The sequence below is a fragment of the Corallococcus aberystwythensis genome, from assembly GCF_003612165.1.
GTDB classification, from domain to species: Bacteria; Myxococcota; Myxococcia; order Myxococcales; family Myxococcaceae; genus Corallococcus; species Corallococcus aberystwythensis.
Map to the genome: position 1 here is coordinate 17,503 of NZ_RAWK01000044.1, position 26,660 is coordinate 44,162.

Consider the following 26,660-nt stretch of genomic DNA (forward strand, 5'->3'; position numbering starts at 1 on the left):
CCCCGCAACTAATTTACAGGTTTGGCGAGAATTCCGTTTTTTCCGAACGGAGCTTTCTTGATGTCGTTTCTTCCCAAGTTGATGTCCGCGCCGGCCCTCCTGCCCCTGCTGCTGACCGTGGCGTGCGGTGACGTGCCGTCCGGCGCGGACGCCCCTTCCACCGTGGACAGCGCCTTGGAGGCACCCGTGACGGTGTCGTTCCAGGAGCAGGTCTCGCCGTCGGCCGCGTACACCGGCGCGTCGGATGCCACGCTCCTGGAGAACACCCCGGCCGTCAACCTGGGGGCGGACGGGTTGATCCGCCTGGACCGGGACTACCCCACGGGCTCGGGGAAGACGTCCAACGGTCTGCTGCGCTTCGACGTGAGCGCCATCCCCGCGAACGCGACGGTGCAGTCCGTCCGGCTGACCTTCAACGTGAGGAACTCCACCACCGGAGAGGGGTACTTCCTCTACGCCGCGGGCCGCCCGTGGACGGAAGGGCAGGCCACCTGGACGCTCGCGGCCACCGGCTCACCGTGGAGTGGGGCCGGTGCCAGCGGCACGGCGGACCGGGGCGCCACGTCCTTCGCCACGCTGCTGCCGGGCACGACGGGGAGCTACGGCGTGGACCTCAACGCGGCGGGCATCGCGGCCGTGCAGGGCTGGGTCGCGAACGCGGCCACGAACCAGGGCTTCGTGCTGGACGCCCCCACCAACCTGGACGGCCTGGAGCTGGACTCGTCGGAGGCCGCCACGCTCGCCAACCGCCCGAAGCTGACCGTGACCTATGCGCTGCCGGACGGCCAGGGTCCTGGGGGCAACCCGGGCCTCTCCGGCCTGGACAACACGGGCGCGACGATTCCGGACACGAACTACCCCATCCCCACCGGGGCCATCTTCCTGGCGACGAATGGCAATGACAGCAACGCGGGGACGCAGGCGGCGCCGGTGGCCACGCTCAACCGCGCCGTCGCGCTGGTGCCGTCCGGCGGGACCATTGTGGTGCGCGGCGGCACGTACCGCGACTGGCTCAACAACGGCGCGGGCAACTACCGGGTCGCGACGAAGCCCATGACCCTCCAGGCCTACCCGCACGAACAGGTCTGGTTCGACGGCACGGACGTGAAGCCCGCCTCGGCGTGGACCTCGGATGGCGCGGGCCACTGGTTCATGGACTGGAGCACGCCCAGCTTCTGCAACGGCGGCTACTACCTCTACAAGTACGACGCCCAGCCGACGACGAACACCGGGCCGTGCAGCCACTTCGACATGTATGGCGATCCGGCGAATCCCGCCGCGGGCGACCCGCAGATGGTCTTCATCGACGGGGCCTACGTGCATGAGGTGAAGACGCTGGCGGAGGCCACGCCGGGCAACTTCTTCTATGACTGGACCAACCGCCGCCTCTACATCGCGACGAACCCCACGGGCCACACGGTGGAGGTCGCCGCGCGCCCCGTGGCCCTGGTGCTGGGCGTCAGCGGCTATGCCCTCAAGGGCCTGGGCTTCCGGCGGTACGCGACGAACGAGTACAGCGGCACCACGAGCGCGGCCGTGTACATCGGCGCGACGAACTCACTGGTGGAGAACTGCGTCTTCACGCGGATGGCGGCGGGTTCGCTGAGCATCAAGCCCCAGGGCGGCGTGGTGCGCCGCTCCGTCTTCGCGAACAACGGCTTCACCGCCGTGGGCTCCAACGGCTCCACCAACTCCTCCCCGGTCGTCGCGGACGGGCTGCTCCTGGAGGAGAACATCGTCAACGCCAACAACACGGAGCGCTTCGGCACCAACTGCTCGCGCTCGTGCGCGCAGGCGGGCGTGAAGATTGCCCACATGAATGGCTTCACGGTGCGCCGCAACGTCTTCGAGAACAACCTGGGCGGCGCGGGCTTCTGGTGTGACGAGGACTGCCGCGGCGGCGTCATCGTCAACAACATCTCCCGCAACAACAAGATCGGCATCTTCTACGAGGTCTCGGACACGGGGATCATCGCGTCCAACCTCATCTACGACAACACGTACGCCGGCATCCAGACGTGCGCGGCGAACACGAAGATCTACAACAACACCCTGGTGGACAACGCCGCCATCGACCTGTGGGTTTACGACGACTCGCGCAACGAACAGGACCGGCGCGGCTCGGACATCGGGCCGGACACCGTGAACGTGCAGGTGGTGAACAACATCCTGTCGGGTGGGAACATCACCACCTTCAAGGCGTCGCGCTCGGACAACAACTTCACCAACACCGGGCCGAACACCTTCTTCTCCGCCATGGACTCCAACAGCTACTACCGCTCCGGTGGCAGCGGGAAGTCGCTGATCAACTGGGTGGACACGGGCGGCGTGAACTACACGTCGCTGGCCGCGATGCGCGCCACCCATGGCTGGGAGGCCCATGGCCATGACTTCGCGTCGGGTGGGGACCCGTTCTTCGTGAACCAGGCCCTGCGCAACTACGCCGTGCGCGCCGCCAGCCCCGCGTACCTCAGTGGCAGCCCGCTGCCCGCGGACGTGGCGCAGGTGCTCGGTGTGCCCGTCGGCACGGTGACGAGCCGGGGCGCGTTGAGCTGGCCCGGAAAGTAGACGCCGTGAGGCAACGGGCCCGGAACCGTGTGGGGTTCCGGGCCCGGGTGCTTCAGGGGGCTTCGAGCCGCTGGCGCAGCTCCGTGGTGGTCAGCTCCGGTGTGCCGTCCCGGCCCATCAGCGTCTGGCCATCCGCGGAGTAGAGCGCCGGGCGCCGGTACAGCGTGCGCAGGGCGTGCAGGTGGGGATAGACGATGGACGCCTGGGGGCTCAGCTCCCGCAGGTGCTTGCGCAGGAGCGGTGCGTACTTCGGGCTCTGCGCCGGGAAGATGTGGTGCTCCTGGTGGTAGCTGAAGTTGAAGTGCAGCCAGTTCATCACCGGGTGGGTCTCCACGCTGGCGGTGTTCACGAAGGGGTTGTCCGTCTCCTCCGACGCGGGCTGCATCCAGTGGTTGGTGGCGATGTAGATCATCAGCGAGACGTTCCCGATGAGCAGCGGGAGCACCAGCGCGTAGAACGCGGCCCGCGGTCCCAGCACCCACCCGAGCCCGACCCAGCCCGCGGTGATGAGCACCGTGAGCACGCGCTCCCGGACACGGTGCAGGTGCACGTGCTGGAAGCCGGGCAGCCGGCAGTGGTGCCAGAGGAAGGCCTGGCCCTGCGCGGTGAAGAAGACGCTGAAGCTGATGAAGCTCAGCCAGTGTCCGGAGCCGGGGGACATGGCGTGGAACAGCTTCGCGAACCCCTGCGTGTGCCAGTCCGTCCTGCGCGGGAGGATGTCCGGGTCCCGCACGTGGACGTTGGCTGCGCTGTGGTGGGCCTGGACGTGCCAGGCCCGCCAGTTGCCCGGCGTCACCAGGAAGGGCGCGAAGCCCACCCAGCCCAGCAGGCTCTCCCACTTGCGGCTGTGGAACACGGAGTGGTGCAGGGCTTCATGCGCGGCCAGCCCCACGGCGGTGATGAGCTGGCCCAGCGCGAAGGCGATGAGGAGGCAGGCCCAGTGGGGCAGCGTCCAGGTGCCGAGCACCCAGATGAGCGCCGCCTCCACCGGCACGAGGCAGAGCGCCACGATGCCGCGCAGGGGTTGGCGTTCGAAGGCCTCCGGGGGCAGCACGCGGCGCAGCTCCGAGCGGAGCCGCTTGGCGTCATCCGGGGCCAGGGGAAGGGAAGGGATGGAGTCGGTCATGGCGGGTGCCTGGGCAGGGAAGGGGTTTCAGGCCATGGGGCGGGCGATGCCGCCTTCGACGAGCATCCGCAGGCGGCCGGCTTCGTCATGCGCCGCCACGGTGCCGCACTGGAGCAGCTCCCCCTCCACGCGAGGGGCGAGCGCCTTCAGCGTGAGGCGGCGCGGAGCCCTGGCGTCGGGCGCCACCAGGTCCCGGTCGAACGTGGCCCGCTGGACGCCAATGGGAGCGAACACGTCGTTCGACACGCCCTCCACGTGCATCGCGCTCAGACGCAGGGCCGCGTCCAGCACGAGCGCGGGCACGCCGTGTCCCGCCTGCCGTGGCGCCTCCGGCAGCCCGAGCCTCGCGAAGCGGGCGTCCTGCTCCAGGCGGATCTCCTCCAGGCAGTCGAACATCCTGCGCAGCTCGATGGGTGAGCCCGCGGCGCAGTGCGGGTCGTGCACGGACACGCCGTGGCCGGAAGCGCGGGCGGCCTCCAGTCGCGGCGAGGTCCGGGGCGGCTCCGCCGTCAGGGTGAAGCGGGCCTCCGCGTAGACGAGGTCGCGCTCCAGCACCACGCCGGAGGCATGGACGACGTCGCCCGTGAGCTTGACCTGCACGCTGTGCTGTCCCGGGTTGTCGGTGAGCGGGGTGCACTCGGCGCGCAGGGACTGCTGTCCGCCGGGCTTCACGCGGATGAAGCGTGAGAAGCGGACGTCCTCGATGGTGACGGTGCGCAGCTCGGGGCGCGCGTCATCCAGGGCCGCCTGGAACATCAGGTCCAGGGCCCAGGCGCCGGGCAGGGTGGGGGTGCCCCGGACGAGGTGGTCCTCCAGGCACGGGACGCTCGCCGCGTCGACCGTGAGCGCCCGGCGTGACGGGCGGGGCGGCTCCGGGGTGGGCGGCGGCGGGGCGAGCACCTCCAGGCCGTAGAAGGCGCGCTCGCTCTCGGTGAGCTGGACGTTGATGGGCTGGACGGGCTGTCCGTCCACCAGCTGGAGGAAGAGCGCCTCGCCCTCGCCGGCGCGGATGCCGCGCAGCTTCCGGCTGGCCCCGAGGACCTTGTACTCCGAGCCGCGCGTCATGCCGATGCCGTCCCAGGCGAGCCACCCCACGCTGCACCACCGCACGCCCTGGCTCGCGTCGCTGACCCAGGCGCAGAGCCGGTCCAGCGCCTCGTTCGCCGCCCCGTAGTCCGCCTGTCCGTCATTGCCGATGTAGCTGAACGCGGAGGTCAGGACGTGGAAGGGCACGGGTGCGGGGAGGCGGCGTGCGCAGGACTCGCGCAGGTTGCGCAAGCCCAGCAGCTTGGTGTCCAGCGTGCCGCGCAGCTCCGTGAGCTTGCGGCGGTGGAGCTTCTTGGAGACCTGCGTGCCCGCGCCGTGGACCACCAGGTCGAGCCTGCCGTGTTCGCGCAGCAGCTCCTCCACCACCCGGTCCACCTCCTCGGGGCGGGTGACGTCCGCGGCGCGGTAGGTCATCTGGCCCGGGAGCCGCGTGAGCCCGTCGAGCGTGGCCCGCAGTTCACGTACGGCCAGGTGGCGCTCGAAGCGCGCTCGCAACGCGGGCATCCGCACGGTGTTGTCGCGGGCGAGCTCGGAGGCGTAGAACTCGCGCTCCACGGCGCCCAGGTCTTCGTCGCGTGCCTGGAGCACCCGCTCGGGCGCGTCGGACGGATCGCTGCGGCCCAGCAGGACGACCTTGCAGCCGTACCGCTTGAGCAGCGCTCCGGCGAGGACGGCCGTCACGCCACGACCGCCGCCCGTGAGCAGGACCACCGATTGGGAGTCGAGCGTGGCGGCGGGCCGCGCCGGGACCTCCGTGGGCTGGAGCAGCCGGACGCAGCGGACGGGGCCGTCGAAGCAGACCTCGACGGGCGCGGTGTCGTCCCCGGTGCCCAGCTCGGAGGCGACGTGGCCGAGCGCCGTGAGGAGCGGGAGCGGAGTCGTGGCGATGGCCCGGATGCCGCGAGCCGGAACCTCGCGAGCCAGCGACTTGAGCAGGCCCGCGAAGAGGCCGGTGACAGGGTGCAACGTCCGGCGCTCACCGACGCCGCCGATGCACAGGCTGGCCAGCGTCACCGTGCCCGCGGTCAGTCCGGCATACGCACGGCGAGCCGACAGGAAGAGCAGCTCCAGCGCCTCGTGACGCAAGGCCGTGTCCGCGACCACGGTGGACTCACCGGCCCCGGAGGCCATCCGGGAGACGGCGAGGATGACCTGTGGGTCGAAGCCCAGCGCATCCAGGCCCGCCTCGGCGGTCTCCTCCCGCGTGAGGTCGATGCCGTGGATCCGCGAGCCCGCATCGGTGGAGCCCGCGTGGAGGATGCGGAACTCGGGGCCGCAGAACTCGTGAGCCTGGGCTGAAAGCTCCCGGGCCAGGGCTTCGTCCTGCGCGATGAACAGCACCCGCCGGCCGCGCAGCTGTGACGCTCCGCTCGTCCGGGCCCGACGCTCGACGAGCACCGGCGCGTGGTAGCCGATGGGCGCCGAGTGGTCGAAGCCTTCGGAGGCCTCTGGGACGGAATGGGACGAAGGCGGACGTGCTTCCGCCGTGCGCGCCTCACCCGCGTGCGCTTCCACGCTGGTCCGACTGTCGGACCGGGTGCCGTTGCTCGGATGGCGCGGAGGCGCTCCAGCCACGTCGGGTGCCGAGGCGTGCCCACCCCGGTTGTCCCAACTGGTCCGACTGTCGGACCAGTTCGTTGGCTGCGCCTCCGCCGGTGCCTCGGGTCGGGCACTGAGCCCGGGACGAAGCTGGAGCTCCAGCCTCGCGCCGGTCGCGGCGTCCGGATGGAACCGCAGCGTGGTGGCGCGTCCTTCGGCGGCGGCCCGCACCGCGCGGAGCACCTCCTGTGCCTCCCGGGCGGAATGGGGCGGCAACGTGATGCCCGGCCCGGTGCCCGTCGCTTCGGACATGCGCAGCTGGCATAGCGGCTTCAGGCCTCGCGCTTCCGCCTTCGCCGCCGTGGTCACCGCCAGCATCGCCACGCCCTCATCAGGCGTGGACGCAGTGGGGCCTTCTCCCGGCCGCCGCACGTGCGTACTGCCCACGAGCACCAGTTCGAACCCACTGTCCAGCAGGGCCCGCGAGGCCCGCAGCGACGCGGCGAGCGTGCCGGCCCCCGCGTCCACCACGAAGTTCGGCCCCTTGGTGTCGAGCGCCCCCGCCACCCGCCCGGGCGTGACGTTGGGCATCATTCCCTGGAGCGTGTACGGCCCGGAGGGACGCAGCGCGCCCACCGCCGCATGCAGGCGATCCACCAGCGGCAGGAGCCTCGCGGCGTCCGGCGTCCGTTGGACATGCTCGCGCAGCCTGCGCCGCGTGGAGTCCGCCAGCACGCGCTGCGTGGCCTCCACGCCCCGGCGCGTCTTGCCCTCCAATCCCAGGACGATGGCCGTCCCCGTCCGCAGCGAATCGAAGGCCCCCAGCTTCGTCACGACGTCGCTCGCGACGATGAGCCCCAGGTGCTGCGTGAGGTCCATGTCCTCGGTGATGTCCGGCAACAGCCGCACGGACGCGGGCAGCTTCAGCTCCCGGGCGTCGAAACGCGCCTCCGGGAACATCCCCTCCGCGGCCACCACCACCAGCGCCGAGTCCTCCGTGGGCACGGCCCTGGCATGCGGCTTGACCGTGCCGCCCCGGTACTCCTCCAGCACCAGGTGCGCGTTCGTGCCGCCGAAGCCGAAGCCGTTCGTGGCCGCCCGGCGCGGGTGGTCCCCGTTCCCAGGCCACGGCTGCTCCCGCGTGCTCACCTCGAAGTCCGGCCCGAGCGCTCGAAGCCCCGCGCCCGGACGGTCGAAGTGGGACTGCGGCGGGAAGCTCCGGTGCTCCAGCGCCTTGCACAGCTTGATGACCGAAGCGGCGCCCGCGGCCCACCCGACGTGGCCGATCAGCGCCTTCACGCTGGCCAGCTGGACGCCCTTGCGCTTGCCGCCGAAGACACGGCCAATCGACTGCAATTCGGTGGTGTCACCAGCCGGCGTGGCTGTGCCGTGCGCCTCGATGTACTGGATGGACGCCACTTCAACGCCCGCCGCCGCGTAGCACGCCTCCATCGCGGCCACCTGTCCGTCCGCTCGCGGGACGTTGGCGGAGCTGCTGCGCCCATCGCTGGAGAGCCCCGCGCCACGGATGACCGCGTGGACCTTGCGCCCCGATGACACGGCATCCTCCAGGCGCATCAGGCCGACCACGCCCGCGCCCTCGCCGAAGATGACGCCATCCGCGCGCTCATCGAACGGCCTGCTCCCCGTCGCGGACAACCCCTTGAACTGGGAGAACAGACAGCTGTTCCCAGGCCCTGGGGAGAACACCCCACCCGCGAGCACCAGGTCGGCCTCGCCGCGCTCCAGCGCCTTCATCCCCAGCGCGATGGCGTAGAGTGAGGACGCACAGGCCGCATCCAGCAGCATCGTGGACACGCCCGGACCTACGATGTCCGTCACCACCGCCTGGAGGGTGGGGTGCGGCGCCAGCTCGGAGGCCGTGGCGGTGACACCCAGGGCCTCGCGCATCAGCGCGGAGAACTCGCGCGCTGTCTCTCCCCGCGCGCGCAGCAGGGCCTCTCCCGCCTCCACGCACAGCGCGTCGTCATACTCGGGAGAGCCGTCCGCGGTGGAGCCGAGCAGGCACTGGATGCGTCCGGGCGAGCCGGACCGCATGGACTCCATCGCCTGGCTGAGCGCGATGGCCAGCAGCCGCTGCTCACGGCCATAGCGCTGGAAGCGCTCCGGAGAGATGCCCGGAGGCGGCACCAGGTCGGCGTCGAGGACCCGCCCGGTGAGCAGCGTGTACGTGCGGTCCGGAGTCACCGCCGGACCCACGAAGTCCCCTACCTGGTCAGGATGGCTCAGGCCCGTGTCGACGATGCCGCTGATGCCTCGCTGGATGTTCCTCCAGTACGTCTCCGGATCCTTCGCGCCACCCGGGAGCATGCAGCCCAGCGACACCACCGCGATGGCCGGAACCCCGGCCGCCGCATCCCGGGCGACAGGCGCCGCGGCCGGCGGGCTCACGGGCAGGGCCTGATCCAGGGACGCCAGCGCCACGGGCGAGTCCGAGGGGAGGATCCGCTGGACGATACGCGTCAGCCGTCCCCCCGTGCCGCAGTCCACGAACCGCGTGCACCCCGCGCCTGCCAGCGTCTCCACCGCGCCCGCGAAGTCGAAGGGACGCACCAGGTGGGACGCGAGCGCTCCGGACAGCTCGGACCGGCCCCCTCCGTACACCCGCCGCTCGATGGGCGAATAGACCGGCCCGCGTGCCGGATGCACCGTGAGGTCCGCGAGGCTTGAGCGGAACGCGGCGACCGCGGGGCCGAGGCTCGGGTGATGGAAGGGGTAGCGGCTGGAGATGAACGTGAAGCCCTTGCCCTGCCGTTCCAGGAACGCGCGCAGCCGCTCCAGCTCCTCACGAGGACCCGCGACCACGGTCTGCCGCGAGTGATTGCGGCCCGCGACCTCCAGCGTCCGGGCCCCACACTCCGCGATGGCACGGACGGTCTCCGGCTCCGCCATCGCAACCGCCGCGAGCGTGCCCAGGTCGTCCGGCACCGTCTGGAGTGCCCGGATGCGGCGGCACACCACCTCCGCGCCCGTGCGCAGGTCCAGCGCTCCGGCCGCGGTCATCGCCGCGATCTCCCCGAAGCTGTGCCCCACGAACACGTCCGGCCGCGTGCCCTGGCGCTCCATCCACCGGGCCCCCAGCACTCCGCACAGGAAGATGCCGAGCTGATCCAACAGCGGCGCCGCGTCCAGCGCCCGGCCCACCTGCGTGACGTCCTCGGCCGCGAGCAGCGGGGTCACGTCGATGCCCTGCGAACGGCACGCCTCCACCATGGCCCGCAGCTCCTCCCGCAGCTCCGGCTGGAGCGCCTTCAACTGGAGGAAGAGCGCCGGCTCGAACGTGCCCTGTCCCGCGAACAGGAACGCCGTCGCGTTGGCGGGCAGCTGGAGGCCAGGCGCGGGCACCGGCTCGGGAAGGCGGACCGTCCGGGACACACCGCGCGGAGCGGCGTCCGCGAGCAGGGTCCTCGCCAGCTCCCGCACGGCCTCCGGGAACAGCGCCTGGACACCGCTGCCTCCCTGCAATGCGAGGTCGCGGAAGCTCTTCGGACCCGCGGGCTCATGGAGGGCCGCCAGGGATTCGAAGCTGCGCTGGAAGGACTCCGGGAATGCGCGCAGCGCGCCCTGCCGGTCCGCGCACAGCACGGTCTGGTAGCCGCAGGCCACCGGCGTGCCGTCGCGCTTCAGCGTGCGGAAGCAGAAGCGCAGGGACACCTCGCCGCGCTCCTCCAACGACGTGAGCACCACCAGCCGGTCCCCCAGCGCCGCCGGGGAGAGATTGCGCGAATAGCCCTCGTAGGTGAGCAGCAGCACCTGGTCGAAGTCGCGCCGGAACTCGGGCACCTCGAAGGCGTGCGGGCTGAAGAGCAGGTGCTCCCGGCCCGCGCACTGGAACTTGAAGTTGGTGAGGAAGTGATGGCTCCCGTAGGCCATCGTGTCATCGAAGTGGATGTCGTACGGGACGGCGAAGAAGTCCATGGTGGTGGCTCCTGGAAGGAAGGTGATCAGGAAGCGCGAGCGGCCGGCAGCAGGCCGTCCACGGTTCCAGAGAGGCCGGCGTCCACCACCCAGATGGCGCCATTCACGCGCTGGGTCTTGGGCCCCAGCAGCAGCTCGGTCACGTCCGCCACGTCGTCCGCGGTGCACAGCCGTCCGCCAGGCGTCGCGGACTCCCACCGCGCGACGCGCTCCGGAGCGTCCGGGAACATGCCCAGCAGCTCTCCGTGCACGGGCCCCGCGGACACGCAGTTGGTGCGGATTCCCTCTGGCGCCAGCTCCGCGGCCAGATAGCGCGTGAGGGACTCCACGCCCGCCTTCACCACGCCCTGGCAGCCCAGGTCATGCATGTACCGCTGGGACATGGACGTGGACATGGTGACGATGCTTCCGCCTCCACGCGCGGCCATCAGCGGACGGGCGCGCATCGCGCATTCGTACGTGCCGGTGATGCAGGTGCGGAACGCCTTGTCCCAGTCCCGGGGTGCGATGCGGTCGAACGGACCGATGAGCCCGTTGGACGCATTGCACACGAGCAGGTCCAGCCCGCCCAGCTGTTCACGGATCGCGGTGAACAGCCGCTCCAGGTGCTCCTCCTGCGCCACGGAGCCCCACAGGTGCAGCGCCTTTCCGCCCGCGTCCACGATGTCCCGCGCCGTCTTCTCGCCGTCCTCCCGCGAGTGGAACGAGTTGACGACCACCGTCGCCCCCGCGCGCGCCAGCCGCGTCGCGATGACCCGGCCGATGCCCTTCCCTGAACCCGTGACGAGCGCGACCTTCCCCGCGAAGGGTTGCTCCGTGCGCGACGGGAGCGGCGCGGGCACGGCGTGGATGGGTGCACGGGGCTTGGGCTCCGCGGCGGCCGGCGCGGACGGCAGCAGCGCGCGGGCCGCGTCGGCGATGGCGGCCATCGTGCGCAAGCGCTGCGACGGCTTCGGAGCCTCGCCCAGCCCCAGTTCCTTCATGAGCACGGCCATCACCTCCGCCTGCTTCACGGAGTCGATGCCCAGCTCGTCCTCCAGGTCCGCGTGCGGCGTGAGCAGGTCCTCCGGATAGCGCGTCACGCGAGCGAACACGGCGCGCACGCGCGGCAGGAGGTCCACGTTGGCCGGAGCACCGGTGGCCTGTTTCGCTTCAACCACGGCGGGCACGGGCACGGGCGCGACGTCAGGCGACGGACGCGGCGCCGTTTCCAAGGCCTCCGTCACCGCCCCCGCGATGGCGCCGAGCGTGCGCGCCTTCCCGTTGCGCGGCAGCCGGTCCGGCGGCAGGTGGAACTCGCGAGCGATGACGGCGGCGATCTCCGCGAGCTTCACGGAGTCGATGCCCAGTTCATCCTCGAGCTGCGCGTGCTCCGTCAGGATGTCGAGCGGATAGCGCGTGACGGACGCGGCGCACTGCCGCACCTGCTCCAGGATGTTCGAGGACGTGTTGCCATTCAGCTGCGAAGGATGTGCGGACATGGTGGCCCCTGCCGGTTCAATGCGTGACGGGGCGCAATGTGCAGGTGGGGTCTGACACGTGCGTGATCACTCACGCAGCAGCACGAAGCAATCAAGGAAGGGGCGAAGACTGCTCACGCGCGGGAATGCGCGCGGCCTGTTCGCGAGCGCGCCGCCATCCGAGCCACAGGGGAATGAACAGCGAAGGCAGCGTAAGCAGATCCGTGATGTCCACTGCGTGCTGCGTGGGCCGGACCGGGGGGATGCGCAGGCCCTGAAGCCATCCACGCAGCGCGAAGAAGGGCCATTGCAGTCCGCCCAGCGCCCAACGCCATGCATTCCCGGCGTCGGGTGAAATCTTCGTCGCGGCGAAGCACAGCCCCGTCAGCACCACCGCGCCCACCATCACCGCGAACGACGGACGGAAGTCCCGTTCCCGCCGGCGGGACGCCTGCTCCCACAGCGCCTGGAGGAGCACCGGGAACATCGCGAGCCCCGCGACGTCGGACAGCTTCCCCGTCCACCACGACGGCCAGCGCGCCTTGAACACGTGGTCGTTCAGCACGAGCAGCACCACGGCCCCCAGCACCACGGGGTGCAGCAGGCCGCTGGCCGGAAAGGCCTTCGTCCCGGCGGATGTCCTGCCCACGCGCATGGAGGAACTGTCACACCTCCGGTCGGCGGTTGGAAAGCCCCGTCATTGCGCGGACTTGGAAGGCGCGGCGGAAAAATAAAAAGCCGTGTCGATTTCCCGCGGGCCCATTCGTTGCCAGGGAAAGGCAGCGGCGAGGAACCACGACCATGCGATTCATGATCATCCGCAGGGCGGACCAGGACACCGAGGCGGGCGTGCTTCCGGACGAACTGGAGCTACGACAGGTCTACGAGGACGACGACTTCGGCGCCGAGTTCACGCCCGCGCTGCGGGAACAGGAAGCGCGCATTCGCGAGCAGTCCGCGAAGAACCGTTAGTACGCTGCCGCGCCTCCAGGGCCGGTGCGAAGGCGGATGAAGCGATGTTCCTGCGAATGGCGCTGCTGTTGCTGTGCCTCACGGCGTGCGGAGGCAAGAAGCTGCCCACGGGCCCGGGCTCGCCACCGGACCGGCTCGATGACGGCTGGGCCGTGGCTTCCTTCGAGGACGCGGGCGTCCAGCGTCCGTGGTTCGACGCGCTGGAGCACGACGTGGCGGAAGGGACCGTGGAGGCGCCGGACGCGGTGCTCGTCGCGCGCGGCGGCAAGCTCCTCTACGAGCGCTACTGGAATGACTTCACGCGGGAGAAAGCACACGACCTGCGGTCCGCCACGAAGAGCGTCACGTCGCTGCTGGTGGGCATGGCGCACGAGCGCGGCCTGCTGCCGGACCTGGACGCGCCCGTGCTGCCGCTCCTGCCGCACCTGGCGCCCGTGGGGAACCCGGATCCGCGCAAGGACCGCATCACGCTGCGCCACCTGCTCCAGATGCGCTCAGGCCTTTCGTGCGACGACTGGGACCCGGAGTCGCCCGGGAACGAAGAGCGGATGTACGGCACGAACGACTGGGCCCGCTTCATCGTGGACGTCCCCATGCGGGACGAACCCGGCACGGTGACGCGCTACTGCACGGGCGGCGTGGTGCTGCTGGGCGCGGTCCTGGAGCACGTCAGCGGCCGGTCCATCACGGAGCTCTCCCGCGAGTGGCTGTTCGCGCCGATGAAGGTCCAGGACTTCGCCTGGCAGCCCGCCGGGAAGAAGGGCACGGACACCGGTGGCCACCTGCGCCTGCGCCCGCGCGACTTCCTCAAGGTGGGGCAGCTCATGCTCGACGGCGGCGCGTGGCAGGGCGAGCGCCTGGTTTCCGAAGCATGGGTGACCGGGTCCACCCAGGCCCTGGGACCGCTGGGCGACGCGAACTACGGCCTTCTATGGTGGAGCGCCCGCTTCGTCATCCAGGGCACGCCGGTGGAGGTGTCCTTCGCGCGGGGCAACGGTGGACAGTACGTCTTCATCGCGCCCTCGCTGGGCGTCACCGCGGCCTTCACCGCCAGCCACTATAATGAGGCGGGCTCGGCGCTCCCCCTGGTCCTGTTCGGACAGTACGTGCTGCCAGCGGCGCTCGGGCTCGAGCGGCCAGGCGGCTGAACCTGCCGTCCTGTCCTCTGCCAGACGGTGAGGGCCTGGAGCACATCGGGATCCCGACGGGGTGCGCGCTTCGTGGATGACCGTGCCCCGGGCAGTGGGCAACTTCCGCCCTGGCATGGCACCTCCGAAAACACCGCGCACCGGCAAGACTCCCGACCCCAGCGGCTTCGTCCGTGTCCGGGGCGCCCGCGAACACAACCTGAAGCACGTGGACGTGGACATCCCGCGCGACGCGCTGGTGGTCTTCACCGGCGTTTCGGGCTCCGGCAAGTCGTCGCTGGCGTTCGGGACGCTCTACGCGGAGGCGCAGCGGCGCTACTTCGAATCCGTGGCCCCGTACGCCCGGCGCCTGATTGATCAGGTGGGCGTGCCGGAGGTGGACGCCATTGACGGGCTGCCTCCGGCGGTGGCGCTCCAGCAGCACCGGGGAGCGCCGACGTCCCGCTCGTCGGTGGGCAGCGTGACGACGCTGTCGAACTCCGTGCGCATGCTGTACTCGCGCGCGGGCCTGTACCCGCCGAAGCTGGGGCGGCTGGACTCGGACGCGTTCTCCCCGAACACGCCCGCGGGCGCGTGTCCCAAGTGCCACGGCATCGGCCGCGTGTTCGAAGTGACCGAGCGCTCCATGGTGCCGGATGACTCGCTGAGCATCCGCGAGCGCGCCGTCGCCGCGTGGCCGCCCGCGTGGCACGGACAGAACCTGCGCGACATCCTGGTGACGCTCGGGTACGACATCGACAAGCCCTGGCGCGACCTTCCGAAGAAGGACCGCCAGTGGATCCTCTTCACCGACGAGCAGCCCTCGGTCCCCGTCTACGCGGGCTTCACGTCCGCGGAGGTGAAGCGGGCCATGGCTCGCAAGGAGACCCCCAGCTACATGGGCACCTTCACGGGCGCGAAGCGCTACGTGATGACCACCTTCGCGACGACCCAGAGCGCGATGATGAAGAAGCGCGTCGCCCGGTACATGGTCGCCAGCGACTGCGACCTGTGTGAAGGCAAGCGCCTGAAGCGCGAGTCGCTGTCGGTGAAGTTCGCGGGCCACGACATCGGGGAGCTGTCCCGCATGCCGCTGGAGCAGGTCGCGGCGCTCATCAAGCCCACGGCGGAAGGGAAGGGGAAGGACGCGGAGGGAATGGCCCGCGAGCACCCCGAGAAGGTCATCGTCGCCCAGCGCATCACGAAGGACCTGCTCGCGCGCATCCAGGTGCTGACGGACCTGGGCCTGGGCTACCTGTCCCTGGAGCGAAGCACGCCCACGCTGTCGCCCGGAGAGTTGCAGCGGCTGCGGCTGGCCACGCAGGTGCGCTCCAACCTCTTTGGCGTGGTGTACGTGATGGATGAACCGTCCGCGGGCCTGCACCCGGCGGACACGGAGGCGCTGCTCACGGCGCTGGACCGGCTGAAGGAGGCGGGCAACTCGCTGTTCGTGGTGGAGCACGAGGTGGACGTCATCCGCCACGCGGACTGGATCGTCGACGTGGGGCCCGCCGCCGGAGAGCACGGCGGGCGCGTGCTCTACAGCGGGGTGCCGGAGGGGCTGGCGAAGGTGGAGGCGTCCCGGACGCGGCGCTACCTCTTCGAGGAGGAAGCCCTGCGCCGCCGCGCACCCCGGAAAGCCACGGGACGGCTGCGGCTGGAGGGCGTGAAGCGCAACAACCTGCGCGGGCTGGACGTGGACTTCCCGCTGGGCGTCTTCACCACGGTGACGGGCGTGTCCGGCTCCGGCAAGTCCAGCCTCGTGAGCCAGGCGCTGGTGGAGCTGGTGGCGGGAAGGCTGGGGCAGACGCTGGCGCCGGAAGAGGAGGAGGGCGAGCCGCTGGACCGCGAGCCGGTGCTGGCGAGCGAGGGCCATATAAAGGAGGGGATGGAGGCCATCCGGCGGCTGGTGACGGTGGACCAGAAGCCCATTGGCCGCACGCCGCGCTCCAACCTGGCGACGTACACGGGCCTGTTCGACCACGTGCGCAAGCTGTTCGCATCAACGCCGCTGGCGAAGTCACGCAAGTACGGCGCGGGGCGCTTCTCCTTCAACACGGCGGGAGGCCGCTGCGACACGTGCGAGGGCGAGGGCTTCGTGAGCGTGGAGCTGCTCTTCCTGCCCAGCGTGTACGCGCCATGCCCCACGTGCCACGGCACCCGCTACAACGCGAAGACGCTGGAGGTGCGCTACCGGGAGAAGAACATCGCGGACGTGCTGGGGCTGACGGTGGACGGCGCCTTCGACTTCTTCACGGACGAGCCGCCCCTCCAGCGGGCGCTGAAGGTGTTGAGGGACGTGGGCCTGGGCTACCTGCGATTGGGCCAGCCCGCGACGGAGCTGTCTGGTGGTGAGGCCCAGCGCATCAAGCTGGCCACGGAGCTCCAGCGCACGCAGCACGGCGACACGCTCTACGTGCTGGACGAACCCACCACCGGCCTGCACCCGGCGGACGTGGACAAGCTGATGGCGCAGCTGGAGGGACTGGTGGACGCGGGCAACACGGTCATCGTCGTGGAGCACGACCTGCGCGTCATCGCCGCCAGCGACCACGTCATCGACGTGGGGCCTGGCGCGGGGAACGCCGGAGGCCGCGTCGTGGCGCAGGGCACGCCGGAACAGGTGGCGAAGGTGAAGGAGAGCCGCACCGCGCCGTACCTGGCTCGGGTGCTGGGAGGCTGAGTCCTACCGCGCAGCAGGCTCCGTAGCGGTGACCCGCAGCGAATCGAGGAAGGCCTCTCCCTCGGGGAACGGGTCACTCTCGGGGGAAACAACTTGAAGGAAGACGAGGCTCGTCCCTGCGACGAGCCAGCGATCGCGGAGCAGCTCTCCAAGCCCATCCGGCATTTCTCCCGGAGGACCCAACCACTCTGTGCCGGCCATGCGCCACTCCCATCCGTACCAGGGCGCGGGTAGCTGGGTGAGCTCGTTCTCTACGACGCCATAGCGCTGGAGCAGCGTCATCCGGAGTTGCTCGCGCTTGTCTTCGGGCGAGGCCTCGGGAGCGAAGACATCGGCCTCCCAGTTCATACTGAAATGCCTGCCCGAGTCCGCGTGGTTCCACGAGCAGCCGCCGTTGCCGGTCAAAGGCTGAGGCTCACCAAAAGTGAGAAGGAGGGCGGCGCCCTTCTCGTACCCGCACCCGGCATACGGCCCTGAGAGGTGCGGCTCCGTTTCGCCAGGAAGCACCCGAGGCGCCACGACACTCACCCCGTGAACCGGTTCCCAGCGGACCAAATCCTGAGGCAGCGGCCACTGTGGTCGGGCGGGAGCTGCCGGCCGCCCCGTCGCACAGGCCATGCATTCGAGCGCGAGCAGGATCGGAACGTAGCGGTTCAACCGGGTCATCCTGGCGGATGCAACCCACTTCGTCGCGGAGCGCAATGAGACCAGCAACAGGCTCGCCATTGGTTTCACCGTGATTCCGTAGCGGTGACCCGCAGCGAGTCGAGGAAGGCATCGCCCTCGGGGAACGGGTCTTCTTTGACGGAGATTGCCTGAAGGAAGAGGAGCCCGGTTCCAACGACAATCCATCGGTCCCGGATGATCTGTCCCTCACCCAGGCCACGCCACTCCCAGCCCATCCACGGGGCGGGCAAACGCGTGTACTGGTTCGGCGCGAAGGGCTGGACCGCTTCTCGCTCGAGTCGGGTGAGGTTCTCTTCCGGCGACTTCCCGGGCTCGAAGGTGTCCGGGTACCAGTCCAGCCGGAACTGCCTGGAGAAGTTCAGGTGCTCCCAAGAGCAGACGCGGTCGAGGCGGGCATAGGGCCACGTGGTTGTGTCAGGGGCCCGCATCGGGTCGCAGCGGACACGGGTCGTTCCGTTCGCTGCCTCGGAGCCACCTGGGAGAAGGCGCGGCGCCACGATGCTGATGCCAGGCACGGGCTCCCAGCGGACCCGCTCATCCGGCGGCGGCCACTGGGGAACGGCAGGTGCCGTCGCGCAGGCCATGCATGCGAGCGCGAGCAGCCCTGGAACGTAACGGTTCATCCGGGTCATGGAGATAGGGTACACCCCGGGCAGTGAAGCCCCTGCCTCCCTCTCGCCCCACGAAGGTGATGACGTGAACGACCGACTCCTGCGCACGGCGCGCCGCCAGCCCACCGACACCACCCCCGTGTGGCTGATGCGTCAGGCGGGCCGCTACCTGCCCGAGTACCGCGCCATCCGCGGCAACATCGCGTTCCTGGACCTCTGCAAGAACCCGGACCTGGCCGCCGAGGTCACCGTCCAGCCCATCACCCGCCTGGGCGTGGACGCCGCCATCATCTTCTCCGACATCCTCATCCCCGTGGAGGCCATGGGCATCCACCTGGAGCTGGGGGACAAGGGCCCGCACTTCCCCAACCCGCTGCGCACCCCCGCGGACATCGACAAGCTCGGCGTCCCCGACCCCGTGGAGGGCACCGGCTTTGTCGCCGAGGCCATCCGCCGCACGCGCAAGGCCATCAACGACTCCGTGCCCGTCATCGGCTTCGCGGGCGCGCCCTTCACCCTGGCCGCGTACATGGTCGAGGGCGGCGGCTCCAAGAGCTACATCCAGATCAAGCGCCTGCTCTTCGAGCAGCCCGAAGTGGCCCACCGCCTCTTCCGGAAGCTCACCGACACCCTCATCCCGTACCTCAAGATGCAGGTGGAGGCCGGCGCGAAGATTGTCCAAATCTTCGACTCCTGGGGCGGCGAGCTGTCCCCCTGGGACTTCGAACGCTTCAGCCTCCCGTACCTCACCGAGATGGTGACGGAACTCAAGGCCACCGGCGTCCCCGTCATCCTCTTCGGCGTGAACATGACGCCGCACCTGCCGCTCCTGAAGCGCACCGGCGCGGACGTCATCGGCCTGGACTGGCGCTGCCCCGTGGACGAGGGCCGCCGCATCCTCGGGCCGGACGTCGCCACGCAGGGCAACCTGGACCCGCTCCACCTCTTCCTGCCGCGTGAAGAGCTGGATGGCCGCGTGAAGGACATCATTCGCCGCGCCGGCCCCACCGGACACATCTTCAACCTGGGCCACGGCATCCTCCCGCCCACGGACCCGGACGCCGCGAAGTTCCTCGTGGAGGCCGTCCACAAGCACGGCGCCGCCCTCCGGCAGGGCACCCTCGGCTGAGCCGGGCGCCCGCCTGGCCTCCTGATGGCCAGTTGACTCACGAATCAATCCAGCATTGACGCGGTGCATTGCCCGCCGTTAGAAGCGCCTCACTCGTTTCACAGAGGGTGAGGCACACATGGCAAGCGAGAAGCGCAACGGCCACCGGCGGGTGGCCATCGTTCGCGGACTGCGGACGCCGTTCGCGAAGGCGGGCACCGTCTTCGCGAACCTGACGGCGCTGGACCTGGGCCGGATGGTGGTCCAGGAGCTGGTCCAGCGCAGCGACCTGGACCCGAACGAAATCAACCAGCTCATCTTCGGACAGGTCATCCCCACGCTGACCGCGCCCTCCATCGCGCGTGAGGTGGTGCTGGCGGCGGGCCTGCCCAAGCGCATTGACGCGTTCACCGTCGCGCGCGCCTGTGCCACGTCCATCCAGTCCATGGTGGCGGGCGCCAACGCCATCGCGCTGGGAGACGCGGACGTCGTCATCACCGGCGGCACCGAGTCCCTGTCGGACGCGCCCATCTTCACCAGCCGCCCCCTGGCGCACGCGCTGGCCGCGTCGTCCAAGGGCAAGAGCCTGCCGGACAAGCTCAAGCCCTTCCAGAAGCTCAAGGCCAAGGACCTCATCCCCGTGCCCCCCGCCATCGCCGAGTACTCCACCGGCGAGACCATGGGCGAGAGCGCGGAGAAGATGGCCAAGGAGAACGGCATCTCCCGCGAGGAGCAGGACCTCATCGCGTTCAACTCGCACCAGAACGCGGCCAAGGCGTGGAAGGAAGGCCGCTTCGATGGCGAGGTGATGCACGTCCTGGTGCCGCCGAAGTACGAGCAGGCCGCCACGAAGGACAACATCGTGCGCGAGGACACCAGCCTGGAGGCGCTCTCCAAGCTCAAGCCGGTGTTCGACCGCCGCTATGGCAGCGTCACCGCCGGCAACGCGTCCCCGCTGACGGACGGCGCCGCGGCGCTCATCCTCATGAGCGAGGAGAAGGCGAAGGCGCTGGGCTACGAGCCGCTGGGCTTCCTGCGCTCGCACGCGTTCGCGGCCACGGACCCGGGCGACCAGCTGCTCCAGGGCCCGGCGTACGCGGCGCCCGTGGCGCTCAAGCGCGCGGGGATGAAGCTGTCCGACATCGACCTGGTGGAGATGCACGAGGCCTTCGCCGCGCAGGTGGCGAGCAACCTCCAGGCGCTGGCGTCCAAGGAGTTCGCGAAGAAGGCGGGCTTCAACGCGCCCGTGGGTGAAGTGGACCGCTCGCGGCTGAACGTGACGGGCGGCTCCATCTCCATTGGCCACCCGTTCGGTGCCACCGGGGCGCGCATCATCACGCAGGCCCTCAACGAGCTGAAGCGTCGGAACAAGAACACGGTGCTGTGCACCGTCTGCGCCGCGGGCGGGCTGGGCGCCGCGGTCATCCTGGAGCGTGCGTGATGGCGACCAAGCAAGAGGCAGTCGAAGCGAAGCAGGGCTTGAGCTACGACGTCACGAACGGCGTCGCGGTCATCACCGTGGATCAGCCGGGCGCGCCGGTGAACACGCTGTCCCCGGAAGTGGGCACCGCGTTCACCACGCTGCTCCAGCAGGCGGAGCGCGACCCGGAGGTGAAGGCCGTGGTCTTCATCTCCGGCAAGAAGGACAACTTCGTCGCCGGCGCGAACATCGACTTCCTCCAGACCATCAAGTCCCCCGCGGACGTGGAGGCCGTCAGCCGCGCGGCGCACGCGCAGTTCGACCAGCTGGAGGCCTTCTCCAAGCCGGTGGTCGCGGCCATCCACGGCGCGTGCCTGGGCGGCGGGCTGGAGTGGGTGCTCGCGTGCCACTACCGCATCGTCACGGACAGCCCCAAGTCCGTGGTGGGCCTGCCGGAGACGCAGCTGGGCCTCATCCCCGGCGCCGGCGGCACGCAGCGGCTGCCCGCGCTGATTGGCGCGCAGGCGGCGCTGGACCTCATCCTCACCGGCAAGAACGTCAAGCCGTCCAAGGCGAAGAAGCTGGGCATCGTGGATGAAGTGGTGCCCGTGCCCATGCTCAAGGACCTCGCGCTCAAGCGCGCCGCGGAGCTGGCGGCGGGCACGCTCAAGGTGGAGCGCGCGCACCAGGGCTTCAAGGCCGTGGCCCAGAGCGGCAAGAAGAAGGGCATCGCCGGGCTCTTCCAGGGCCTGCTCAGCAAGGACCTGTGGGCGGAGGCCGCGCTGGAGGACAACCCCCTGGGCCGCAAGGTGATGTTCGACCAGGCCCGGAAGCAGCTGTTGAAGAAGACGCGCGGCAAGTACCCCGCGCAGGAGAAGGCGCTGCAGGTCATCCGCGTGGGCCTGGAGTCCGGCCGCAAGGCGGGCCTGGAGGCGGAAGCGAAGGCCTTTGGCGAGCTGGTCTTCACGGACGTGTCGCGGCGGCTGGTGGAGATCTTCTTCGCGACGACGGCGCTGAAGAAGGAGAACGGCACCGCCAACGCCAGCGTGAAGCCGCGCGAAGTGAAGAAGGTGGCCGTGCTGGGCGGCGGGCTCATGGGCGGCGGCATCGCCTATGTGACGGGCGTGCTCCAGGGCGTGCCCGTGCGCGTGAAGGACCGGGACGACGCGGGCGCGGGCCGCGCGCTCAAGCAGGTGCAGACGGTGCTGGATGAGCGCGTGAAGCGCCGCTCGCTCACCCGGCTCGAGTCCAACGCGAAGCTGTCCAACATCAGCGCGGGCACGGACTACAGCGGCTTCAAGTCGGTGGACCTGGTGATTGAGGCGGTGTTCGAGGACCTGAAGCTCAAGCACCAGGTCATCGCGGAGGTGGAGGCCGTCACCGGCGAGAACACCATCTTCGCGTCCAACACCTCCAGCCTGCCCATTGGCGAGCTGGCGAAGGGCAGCAAGCGCCCCTCGCAGGTGATTGGGATGCATTACTTCAGCCCGGTCCACAAGATGCCGCTCCTGGAGATCATCACGCACCCGGGCACCGCGGAGTGGGTGACGGCGACCTGCGTGGACGTGGGCAAGAAGCAGGGCAAGACGGTCATCGTCGTCAACGACGGGCCGGGCTTCTACACGTCGCGCATCCTCGCGCCGTACATGAACGAGGCGGCGTACCTGCTGGCGGAAGGCGCGGACATCGTCCAACTGGACAAGGCGCTGGTGGACTTCGGCTTCCCGGTGGGACCCATCACGCTGCTGGACGAGGTGGGCATCGACGTGGCCCAGAAGGTGGGCCCCATCATGGAGGCCGCGTTCGGCAAGCGCATGGCGGCGCCCAAGGCGCTGGAGGGCGTGGTGTCCGACGGCCGCCTGGGCCGCAAGACGGACAAGGGCTTCTACCTGTACGAGAACGGGAAGAAGCAGGACGTGGACCCGCAGGTCTACCTGCTGCTGCCGCACGGCAAGGACCGCAAGTCCCTGGACGCGTCGGAGATGGCGGAGCGCGTGGCGCTGCAGATGGTGAACGAGGCCATCCGCTGCCTGGGCGAGGGCATCCTGCGCAGCCCCCGCGACGGCGACGTGGGCGCCATCTTCGGCCTGGGCTTCCCGCCGTTCCTGGGCGGCCCGTTCCGGTACGCGGACGCCCTGGGCCCGGCGAACCTGCTGCGCAAGCTGGAGCACTACCAGGACAAGTACGGCGAGCGCTTCACGCCCGCGCCGCTGCTGGTGGAGAAGGTGCGCGCCGGCAAGGGCTTCTACGAAGCCTGAGCGCATGACGCACCGGGGCGGAGGAGGGGACGGCTCACGGTCCTCTCCCTGTTTCCGGGGCTGACTTGACGCGAGGGGCGGTTCTGGACCAAGCGCATGCTCCGCATGGTCCGTTCCGCTCCTCGTGTTGTCCTGACCGCCGGGCTCGCCGCCCTGGCGCTATGCACCGCGCTGGTGACGGTGTCCGCGCTCGCGTTTCCGCAAGGCTACAGCCCCGCGCGGCTGACGTGGCCGGGCGCCCCCACGCTCCTGGGATGGGCGCACTTCGACGCTGGCTGGTACGCGCACATCGCGACGGCGGGCTACAGCTACACGCCCGGCCAGCAGAGCCCGGTGGCGTTCTTCCCGCTGTATCCGCTGGTGCTGCGCGGCCTGGGGCTCCTGCACGTGGACACGTTCCTCGCGGGCGTGCTCGTCACCATGCTGTGCGGCCTGGGCGCGCTGTACGTCTTCACGCTGTGGGCGCGCACGCGAGCGGATGAAGAGGCGGCGCGGAACGCGGGGCTCCTGCTGGCGTTCTACCCGTTCGCGTTCTTCCTCTACGGGGCCATGTACTCGGACGCGCTGTTCCTCCTGCTCATCATCGGCGCGTTCCTGCTGTTGGAGCGGGGGCAGCTGGGGTGGGCGGTGCTGCTCGCGGCGGTGGCCACGGCGGCGCGGCCGGTGGCGCCCGCGCTGGTGGTGGGGCTCCTGGCGCGGCGGCTGGAGTGGAAGCACGAGCGCGGTTTGAAGTGGAGCCTCGTGGACCTGTTGCCGGTGTGCGCGGCGGCGGGCTTCGTGCTGTACGTGCTCTACCAGTGGAAGGCGTTCGGCGAGCCGTTCGCGTTCGTGAAGGTGCAGTCCGCGCCGGGGTGGGACCAGAAGCCGGGCTGGCGCACGTGGGCGAAGCTGCGCTGGTTCCAGGGCTTCAGCAGCCAGATGTCGCTGTCGGACGGCCTGCGGCTGGTGGGGCACGCGGCTGTCACCCTGGCGGCGCTCGCGCTGGTGTGGCCCACGGTGAAGCGGCTGGGGTGGGGCTATGGCGTGTACACGCTGGCCATCGTGGGATTGCCTGCCCTGTCCAGCAAGGACTTCATGGGCATGGGGCGCTACCTCCTGGCCGCCTTCCCGCTGTTCCTCACGCTGGCGCTGCTGCTGCGGGAACGGCCGCGCTTGAGATGGGGCGTGCTCGCCACGTTCGCCTGCGTGATGCTGGCGCTGACAGTGGCGTTCGGAGCAGCGGAGTACGTGTCATGAGCGCGCGGCGGATGCATGCGCTGATGCGCGAGGCGAACCCGCTGACCCCGGGCATGGAGCGCGCGTCATGAGCGGGCTCATGGACCAGGCGCTGAAGCTCTATGCGCACCTGCCCCCGGGCGAGCGCTTCCACGTGCACGCACGGGCGTCATCGGCCCCCCTGCTCGCGGTGGCCTCGCGCCTGCCTTCCGGGACGGTGGCGGACATCGGCTGCGGGCATGGCCTTCTGTCCGCGGTGATGGCGCTCGCGGTGCCGGAGCGCCGGGTGCTGGGCGTGGACCTGGACGAGCGCAAGGTGCACTGGGCGAAGCAGGCCTTGTCAGGACTGCCCAACGTGACGCTGGACGTAGGCTCCGTGGAGGAGCTCGCGCGCACGCAGCCGAACACCCTGGACGCGGTCGTCGTCTGCGACGTGCTGTACCTGCTGCCGGAGGAGAAGTGGCTGGGCTTCCTCCAGTCCGTGCGAGGCCTGCTCAAGCCCGGAGGCCGCTTCCTGTTGAAGGAGGTGGAGGGCGACCGGTCCTGGAAGCACGCCAAGGCGCTCGCGCAGGAGTGGGTGATGGTGTCGCTCCTGGGGCGCACCAAGGCCAGCGGCGGCATGGTGCTAAAGCCGCGAGTGGACGGCGTGCGGCTGCTGCGCGACGCGGGCTTCGAGGTACGCGAAGTGGTGGGCCTGGGCGAGGGCTACACGACGCCGCACCTGCTCTACGACGCCGAGGCCCGCTGACAGAAGCCAGCGCGTTCGCCGCGAGCCACCTCCCGCCCGAGGTGGTCCCAACTGGTCCGACAGTCGGACCAGTTCGCGAGGTGCTCCGCCGCCGGGGAGGCCCAGTTGGCCTCTCATCTTCTCATCGGCCTGGAGGCGGGGCCCTGCCGCGCAGCCTTCAGCCCAGCTGGCCGTAGCTCGCGAGCGTGATGCCCCGCTCCACGAGCTTCGCCTTCACGCGGGGGCTCGTCAGCGCCGCCAGCTCCGCGTCCCAGCCATAGGTCCACGCCGGATCCTCCGGCACGTGCGGCGCTCCCTCACCGGGGTGGCACCCCAGCTCGAAGTCCCCTGCCGGCAGCGCATCCAGCACCGCGAGCAGCGCGGACTCATCCAGCCGGCCCGCCTCGAACACCCCGCCCGCGCTGACCCGCCGCACGCCCGGCCGGGCCCGGGGCGCCGTGCGCGCGAGCACCGCCAGCACCGTCGTCTTCAACGCGGGGCCGGGCGCCCGCAGCCATGACGCGCGCGGCAGCGCATCCGGCCACCGCAGGGGCAGCCCCTCGCGCGCGGCGATGCCCTCCACCACCGGCCGGACGCCCGGCAACAGGTGCAGGTGCTGGTGCCCGTCCAGGTGGTCCACCTCCGCGCCCAGCTCCCGAGCACGGGCCAGCTGCGCGGACAGCTCCCGCTCCAGCTCCTCGCGCCGCACCTGCCCCGTCAGCCACGCCTTCGCGAAGTCCGCCCAGCTGCCCCGAAGCCGCCCTCCCGGCGCCACCGTCCGTACGGCTTCCGGAGGGGCCGCGCAGGCAAGCCGCGTGGACAGCGCCAGGTGCACGCCCACCGCCAGCCCCTGCGCCTTCGCCCGCCCCACGGCCTCCGCCGCGGAAGGGCCCGTGGCCAGCAGCGTCGCGCTGGTCACGATGCCGTCGCGGTGCGCCCGGAGGATGCCCGCGTCCAGCGACGGGTGCAGGCCCAGGTCGTCCGCGTTGACGATGAGGCGCGTGCGCGACGCCATGACGCTCTACCCGCGCCCCGCCTGGCCCTGCACCGGACGCAGGGGCTGCACCGACGGCGGCAGGCGCACCGGCGTGCCCGGCGGCGGCGGCGAGCGCGTCTCCGGGTACAGGCTCACCAGCTCCTTCACCATCTTCAGGATGACCGACGGGGACGCCAGCGTGGAGATGCCGCGCGTGCGCGGGAAGTAGTCCACGCCCATCTGGAACACGCGGAAGCCCTTGCGGATGGCCTTCACCACCAGCTCCGCGTCGATGAACGAGCCCTGGCTCTTGAGCTCCATCGACTCCAGCACCCGGCGGTGCATCAGCTTGAAGCTGAAGTTCACGTCCTTGATCTGGATGTCGAACAACGCCCGGATGAGCAGGTTGTAGACGAACGAGTACACGATGCGCTTGGAGCCCTCACTCGTGCGGTCGAACCGGAAGGCGCAGATCATGTCCGCCTCCAGGTAGCTCATCAGGTGCAGCGCCCGCTCCAGCTCCCGCATGTCCCACGGCAGGTCGATGTCCGAGTACAGCACCAGGTCCTTCGTGCTCGCCGCCAGCCCCGTGCGCATCGCTCCGCCCAGCTTCAGATTCACCGGGTGCGTGATGACCCGCAGCTGGGGCACCTTCGCCGCCAGCGCGTCGCAGACCTCCTGGGTCCGGTCCGTGGAGGCGTCGTTGACGACGATGATTTCAAAGTCGTCGGTGAGCTTCGGTAGCACTTCCAGTGCGCGGCTCACGGCGCGCTCTACGTAGTCCTCTTCGTTCCAGGCAGGAAAGAAGAGGCTGATGCTCGGGTACCTGGCCACGGTGGTCATCTCGCGCGCTGTTCCGTCCGGAAGGAAACGGGCGCTCGCTAGCAGAGGGCCAACCCACAGGCAAACCCATTGGCCCTTCTCGTGGAAAACCCGTATAGTACCGCCTAGTCACCATTTTACGGGGACACGGTGAAAACCCAGCCCTACACGCTTCTGGTCGTGGATGATTCGCAGGCGCTGCTGCCCCACCTGGTGCGCACGCTAGGGCCGGAGGACTTCGCCCTCCGTGTGGCGCGCTCCGGACCGGAGGCCCTGGGGCTGACCCAGGAGGTAGACGGCGTCCTGCTCTGCTCCGGTGGCCCGGATGGGGCACAGGCCCGGGAACTCCTGGAGGCCTGTCTCTTACACACATCT

Annotated in this window: 18 protein-coding genes; 10 read left to right on the top strand and 8 right to left on the bottom strand. The window is 70.2% G+C overall.

Annotated features, from left to right (window positions below; translation table 11 throughout):
• The first annotated feature begins 60 nt into the window (after positions 1-60).
• Complete coding sequence (locus D7W81_RS09570; RefSeq protein ID WP_120555032.1) at positions 61-2,568, top strand: DNRLRE domain-containing protein; 2,508 nt, start codon at positions 61-63, stop codon at positions 2,566-2,568.
• Positions 2,569-2,620: 52 nt separating this feature from the next.
• On the opposite strand, the gene D7W81_RS09575 is transcribed toward D7W81_RS09570, so the two are convergent.
• The 4 genes from D7W81_RS09575 to D7W81_RS09590 all read right to left on the bottom strand — a co-directional run bounded on the left by D7W81_RS09575 (position 2,621) and on the right by D7W81_RS09590 (position 12,334).
• Positions 2,621-3,694: a fatty acid desaturase family protein gene (locus tag D7W81_RS09575; protein WP_120555033.1), complete on the bottom strand. Its 1,074-nt coding sequence runs from the start codon at positions 3,692-3,694 to the stop codon at positions 2,621-2,623.
• A gap of 27 nt (positions 3,695-3,721) precedes the next feature.
• Positions 3,722-10,219 carry a type I polyketide synthase gene (locus tag D7W81_RS09580; protein ID WP_120555034.1) on the bottom strand — a complete coding sequence of 2,166 codons (6,498 nt, stop codon included), beginning with the start codon at positions 10,217-10,219 and terminating at the stop codon, positions 3,722-3,724.
• Between the two features lie 26 nt (positions 10,220-10,245).
• On the bottom strand, positions 10,246-11,700 hold the full coding sequence (locus tag D7W81_RS09585; protein WP_120555035.1) for an SDR family oxidoreductase: 1,455 nt from the start codon (positions 11,698-11,700) through the stop codon (positions 10,246-10,248).
• Between the two features lie 91 nt (positions 11,701-11,791).
• On the bottom strand, positions 11,792-12,334 hold the full coding sequence (locus tag D7W81_RS09590) for a hypothetical protein (RefSeq protein ID WP_120555036.1): 543 nt from the start codon (positions 12,332-12,334) through the stop codon (positions 11,792-11,794).
• Positions 12,335-12,480: 146 nt separating this feature from the next.
• On the opposite strand from D7W81_RS09590, the gene D7W81_RS42760 reads away from it, so the two are divergent.
• From D7W81_RS42760 to uvrA, 3 genes are all read left to right on the top strand, one after another.
• Positions 12,481-12,651 (top strand): hypothetical protein, encoded by a 171-nt coding sequence (locus D7W81_RS42760; protein WP_167508043.1) that lies wholly within the window; start codon positions 12,481-12,483, stop codon positions 12,649-12,651.
• A gap of 44 nt (positions 12,652-12,695) precedes the next feature.
• Entirely contained in the window at positions 12,696-13,799 is a 1,104-nt protein-coding gene (locus D7W81_RS09595; protein ID WP_120555037.1) for a serine hydrolase domain-containing protein, read from the top strand.
• Between the two features lie 115 nt (positions 13,800-13,914).
• A complete protein-coding gene (gene uvrA / locus D7W81_RS09600; protein WP_120555046.1) occupies positions 13,915-16,461 on the top strand; it encodes an excinuclease ABC subunit UvrA in 2,547 nt (848 codons plus the stop codon).
• Between the two features lie 3 nt (positions 16,462-16,464).
• On the opposite strand, the gene D7W81_RS09605 is transcribed toward uvrA, so the two are convergent.
• Positions 16,465-17,118: a hypothetical protein gene (locus D7W81_RS09605; RefSeq protein WP_147445409.1), complete on the bottom strand. Its 654-nt coding sequence runs from the start codon at positions 17,116-17,118 to the stop codon at positions 16,465-16,467.
• Between the two features lie 74 nt (positions 17,119-17,192).
• Entirely contained in the window at positions 17,193-17,663 is a 471-nt protein-coding gene (locus D7W81_RS09610) for a hypothetical protein (RefSeq protein WP_147445410.1), read from the bottom strand.
• A 181-nt stretch (positions 17,664-17,844) separates the two neighbouring features.
• Here D7W81_RS09610 and hemE point away from each other — a divergent pair, with 181 nt between their 5' ends.
• From hemE to D7W81_RS09635, 5 genes are all read left to right on the top strand, one after another.
• A complete protein-coding gene (hemE, locus tag D7W81_RS09615; RefSeq protein WP_120555040.1) occupies positions 17,845-18,888 on the top strand; it encodes a uroporphyrinogen decarboxylase in 1,044 nt (347 codons plus the stop codon).
• A 118-nt stretch (positions 18,889-19,006) separates the two neighbouring features.
• Positions 19,007-20,308, top strand: coding sequence for an acetyl-CoA C-acyltransferase FadI (fadI, locus tag D7W81_RS09620; protein WP_120555041.1), 1,302 nt, complete (start codon positions 19,007-19,009; stop codon positions 20,306-20,308).
• Entirely contained in the window at positions 20,308-22,545 is a 2,238-nt protein-coding gene (gene fadJ, locus D7W81_RS09625) for a fatty acid oxidation complex subunit alpha FadJ (protein WP_120555042.1), read from the top strand. The genes fadI and fadJ overlap by 1 nt, the downstream gene beginning before the upstream one ends.
• 96 nt (positions 22,546-22,641) lie before the next feature.
• Entirely contained in the window at positions 22,642-23,781 is a 1,140-nt protein-coding gene (locus D7W81_RS09630) for a mannosyltransferase family protein (RefSeq protein ID WP_438503354.1), read from the top strand.
• 67 nt (positions 23,782-23,848) lie between these two features.
• Positions 23,849-24,508: a class I SAM-dependent methyltransferase gene (locus D7W81_RS09635; protein ID WP_120555043.1), complete on the top strand. Its 660-nt coding sequence runs from the start codon at positions 23,849-23,851 to the stop codon at positions 24,506-24,508.
• Positions 24,509-24,665: 157 nt separating this feature from the next.
• Here the strand turns inward: D7W81_RS09635 and D7W81_RS09640 are convergent, their stop codons facing one another.
• Both D7W81_RS09640 and D7W81_RS09645 read right to left on the bottom strand, forming a co-directional pair.
• On the bottom strand, positions 24,666-25,502 hold the full coding sequence (locus D7W81_RS09640; RefSeq protein ID WP_120555044.1) for a ChbG/HpnK family deacetylase: 837 nt from the start codon (positions 25,500-25,502) through the stop codon (positions 24,666-24,668).
• A 6-nt stretch (positions 25,503-25,508) separates the two neighbouring features.
• On the bottom strand, positions 25,509-26,297 hold the full coding sequence (locus D7W81_RS09645; protein ID WP_120555048.1) for a glycosyltransferase family 2 protein: 789 nt from the start codon (positions 26,295-26,297) through the stop codon (positions 25,509-25,511).
• 138 nt (positions 26,298-26,435) lie between these two features.
• Here D7W81_RS09645 and D7W81_RS42960 point away from each other — a divergent pair.
• On the top strand, positions 26,436-26,660 hold a 225-nt coding region (locus D7W81_RS42960; RefSeq protein WP_497747164.1), incomplete at its 3' end, for a response regulator.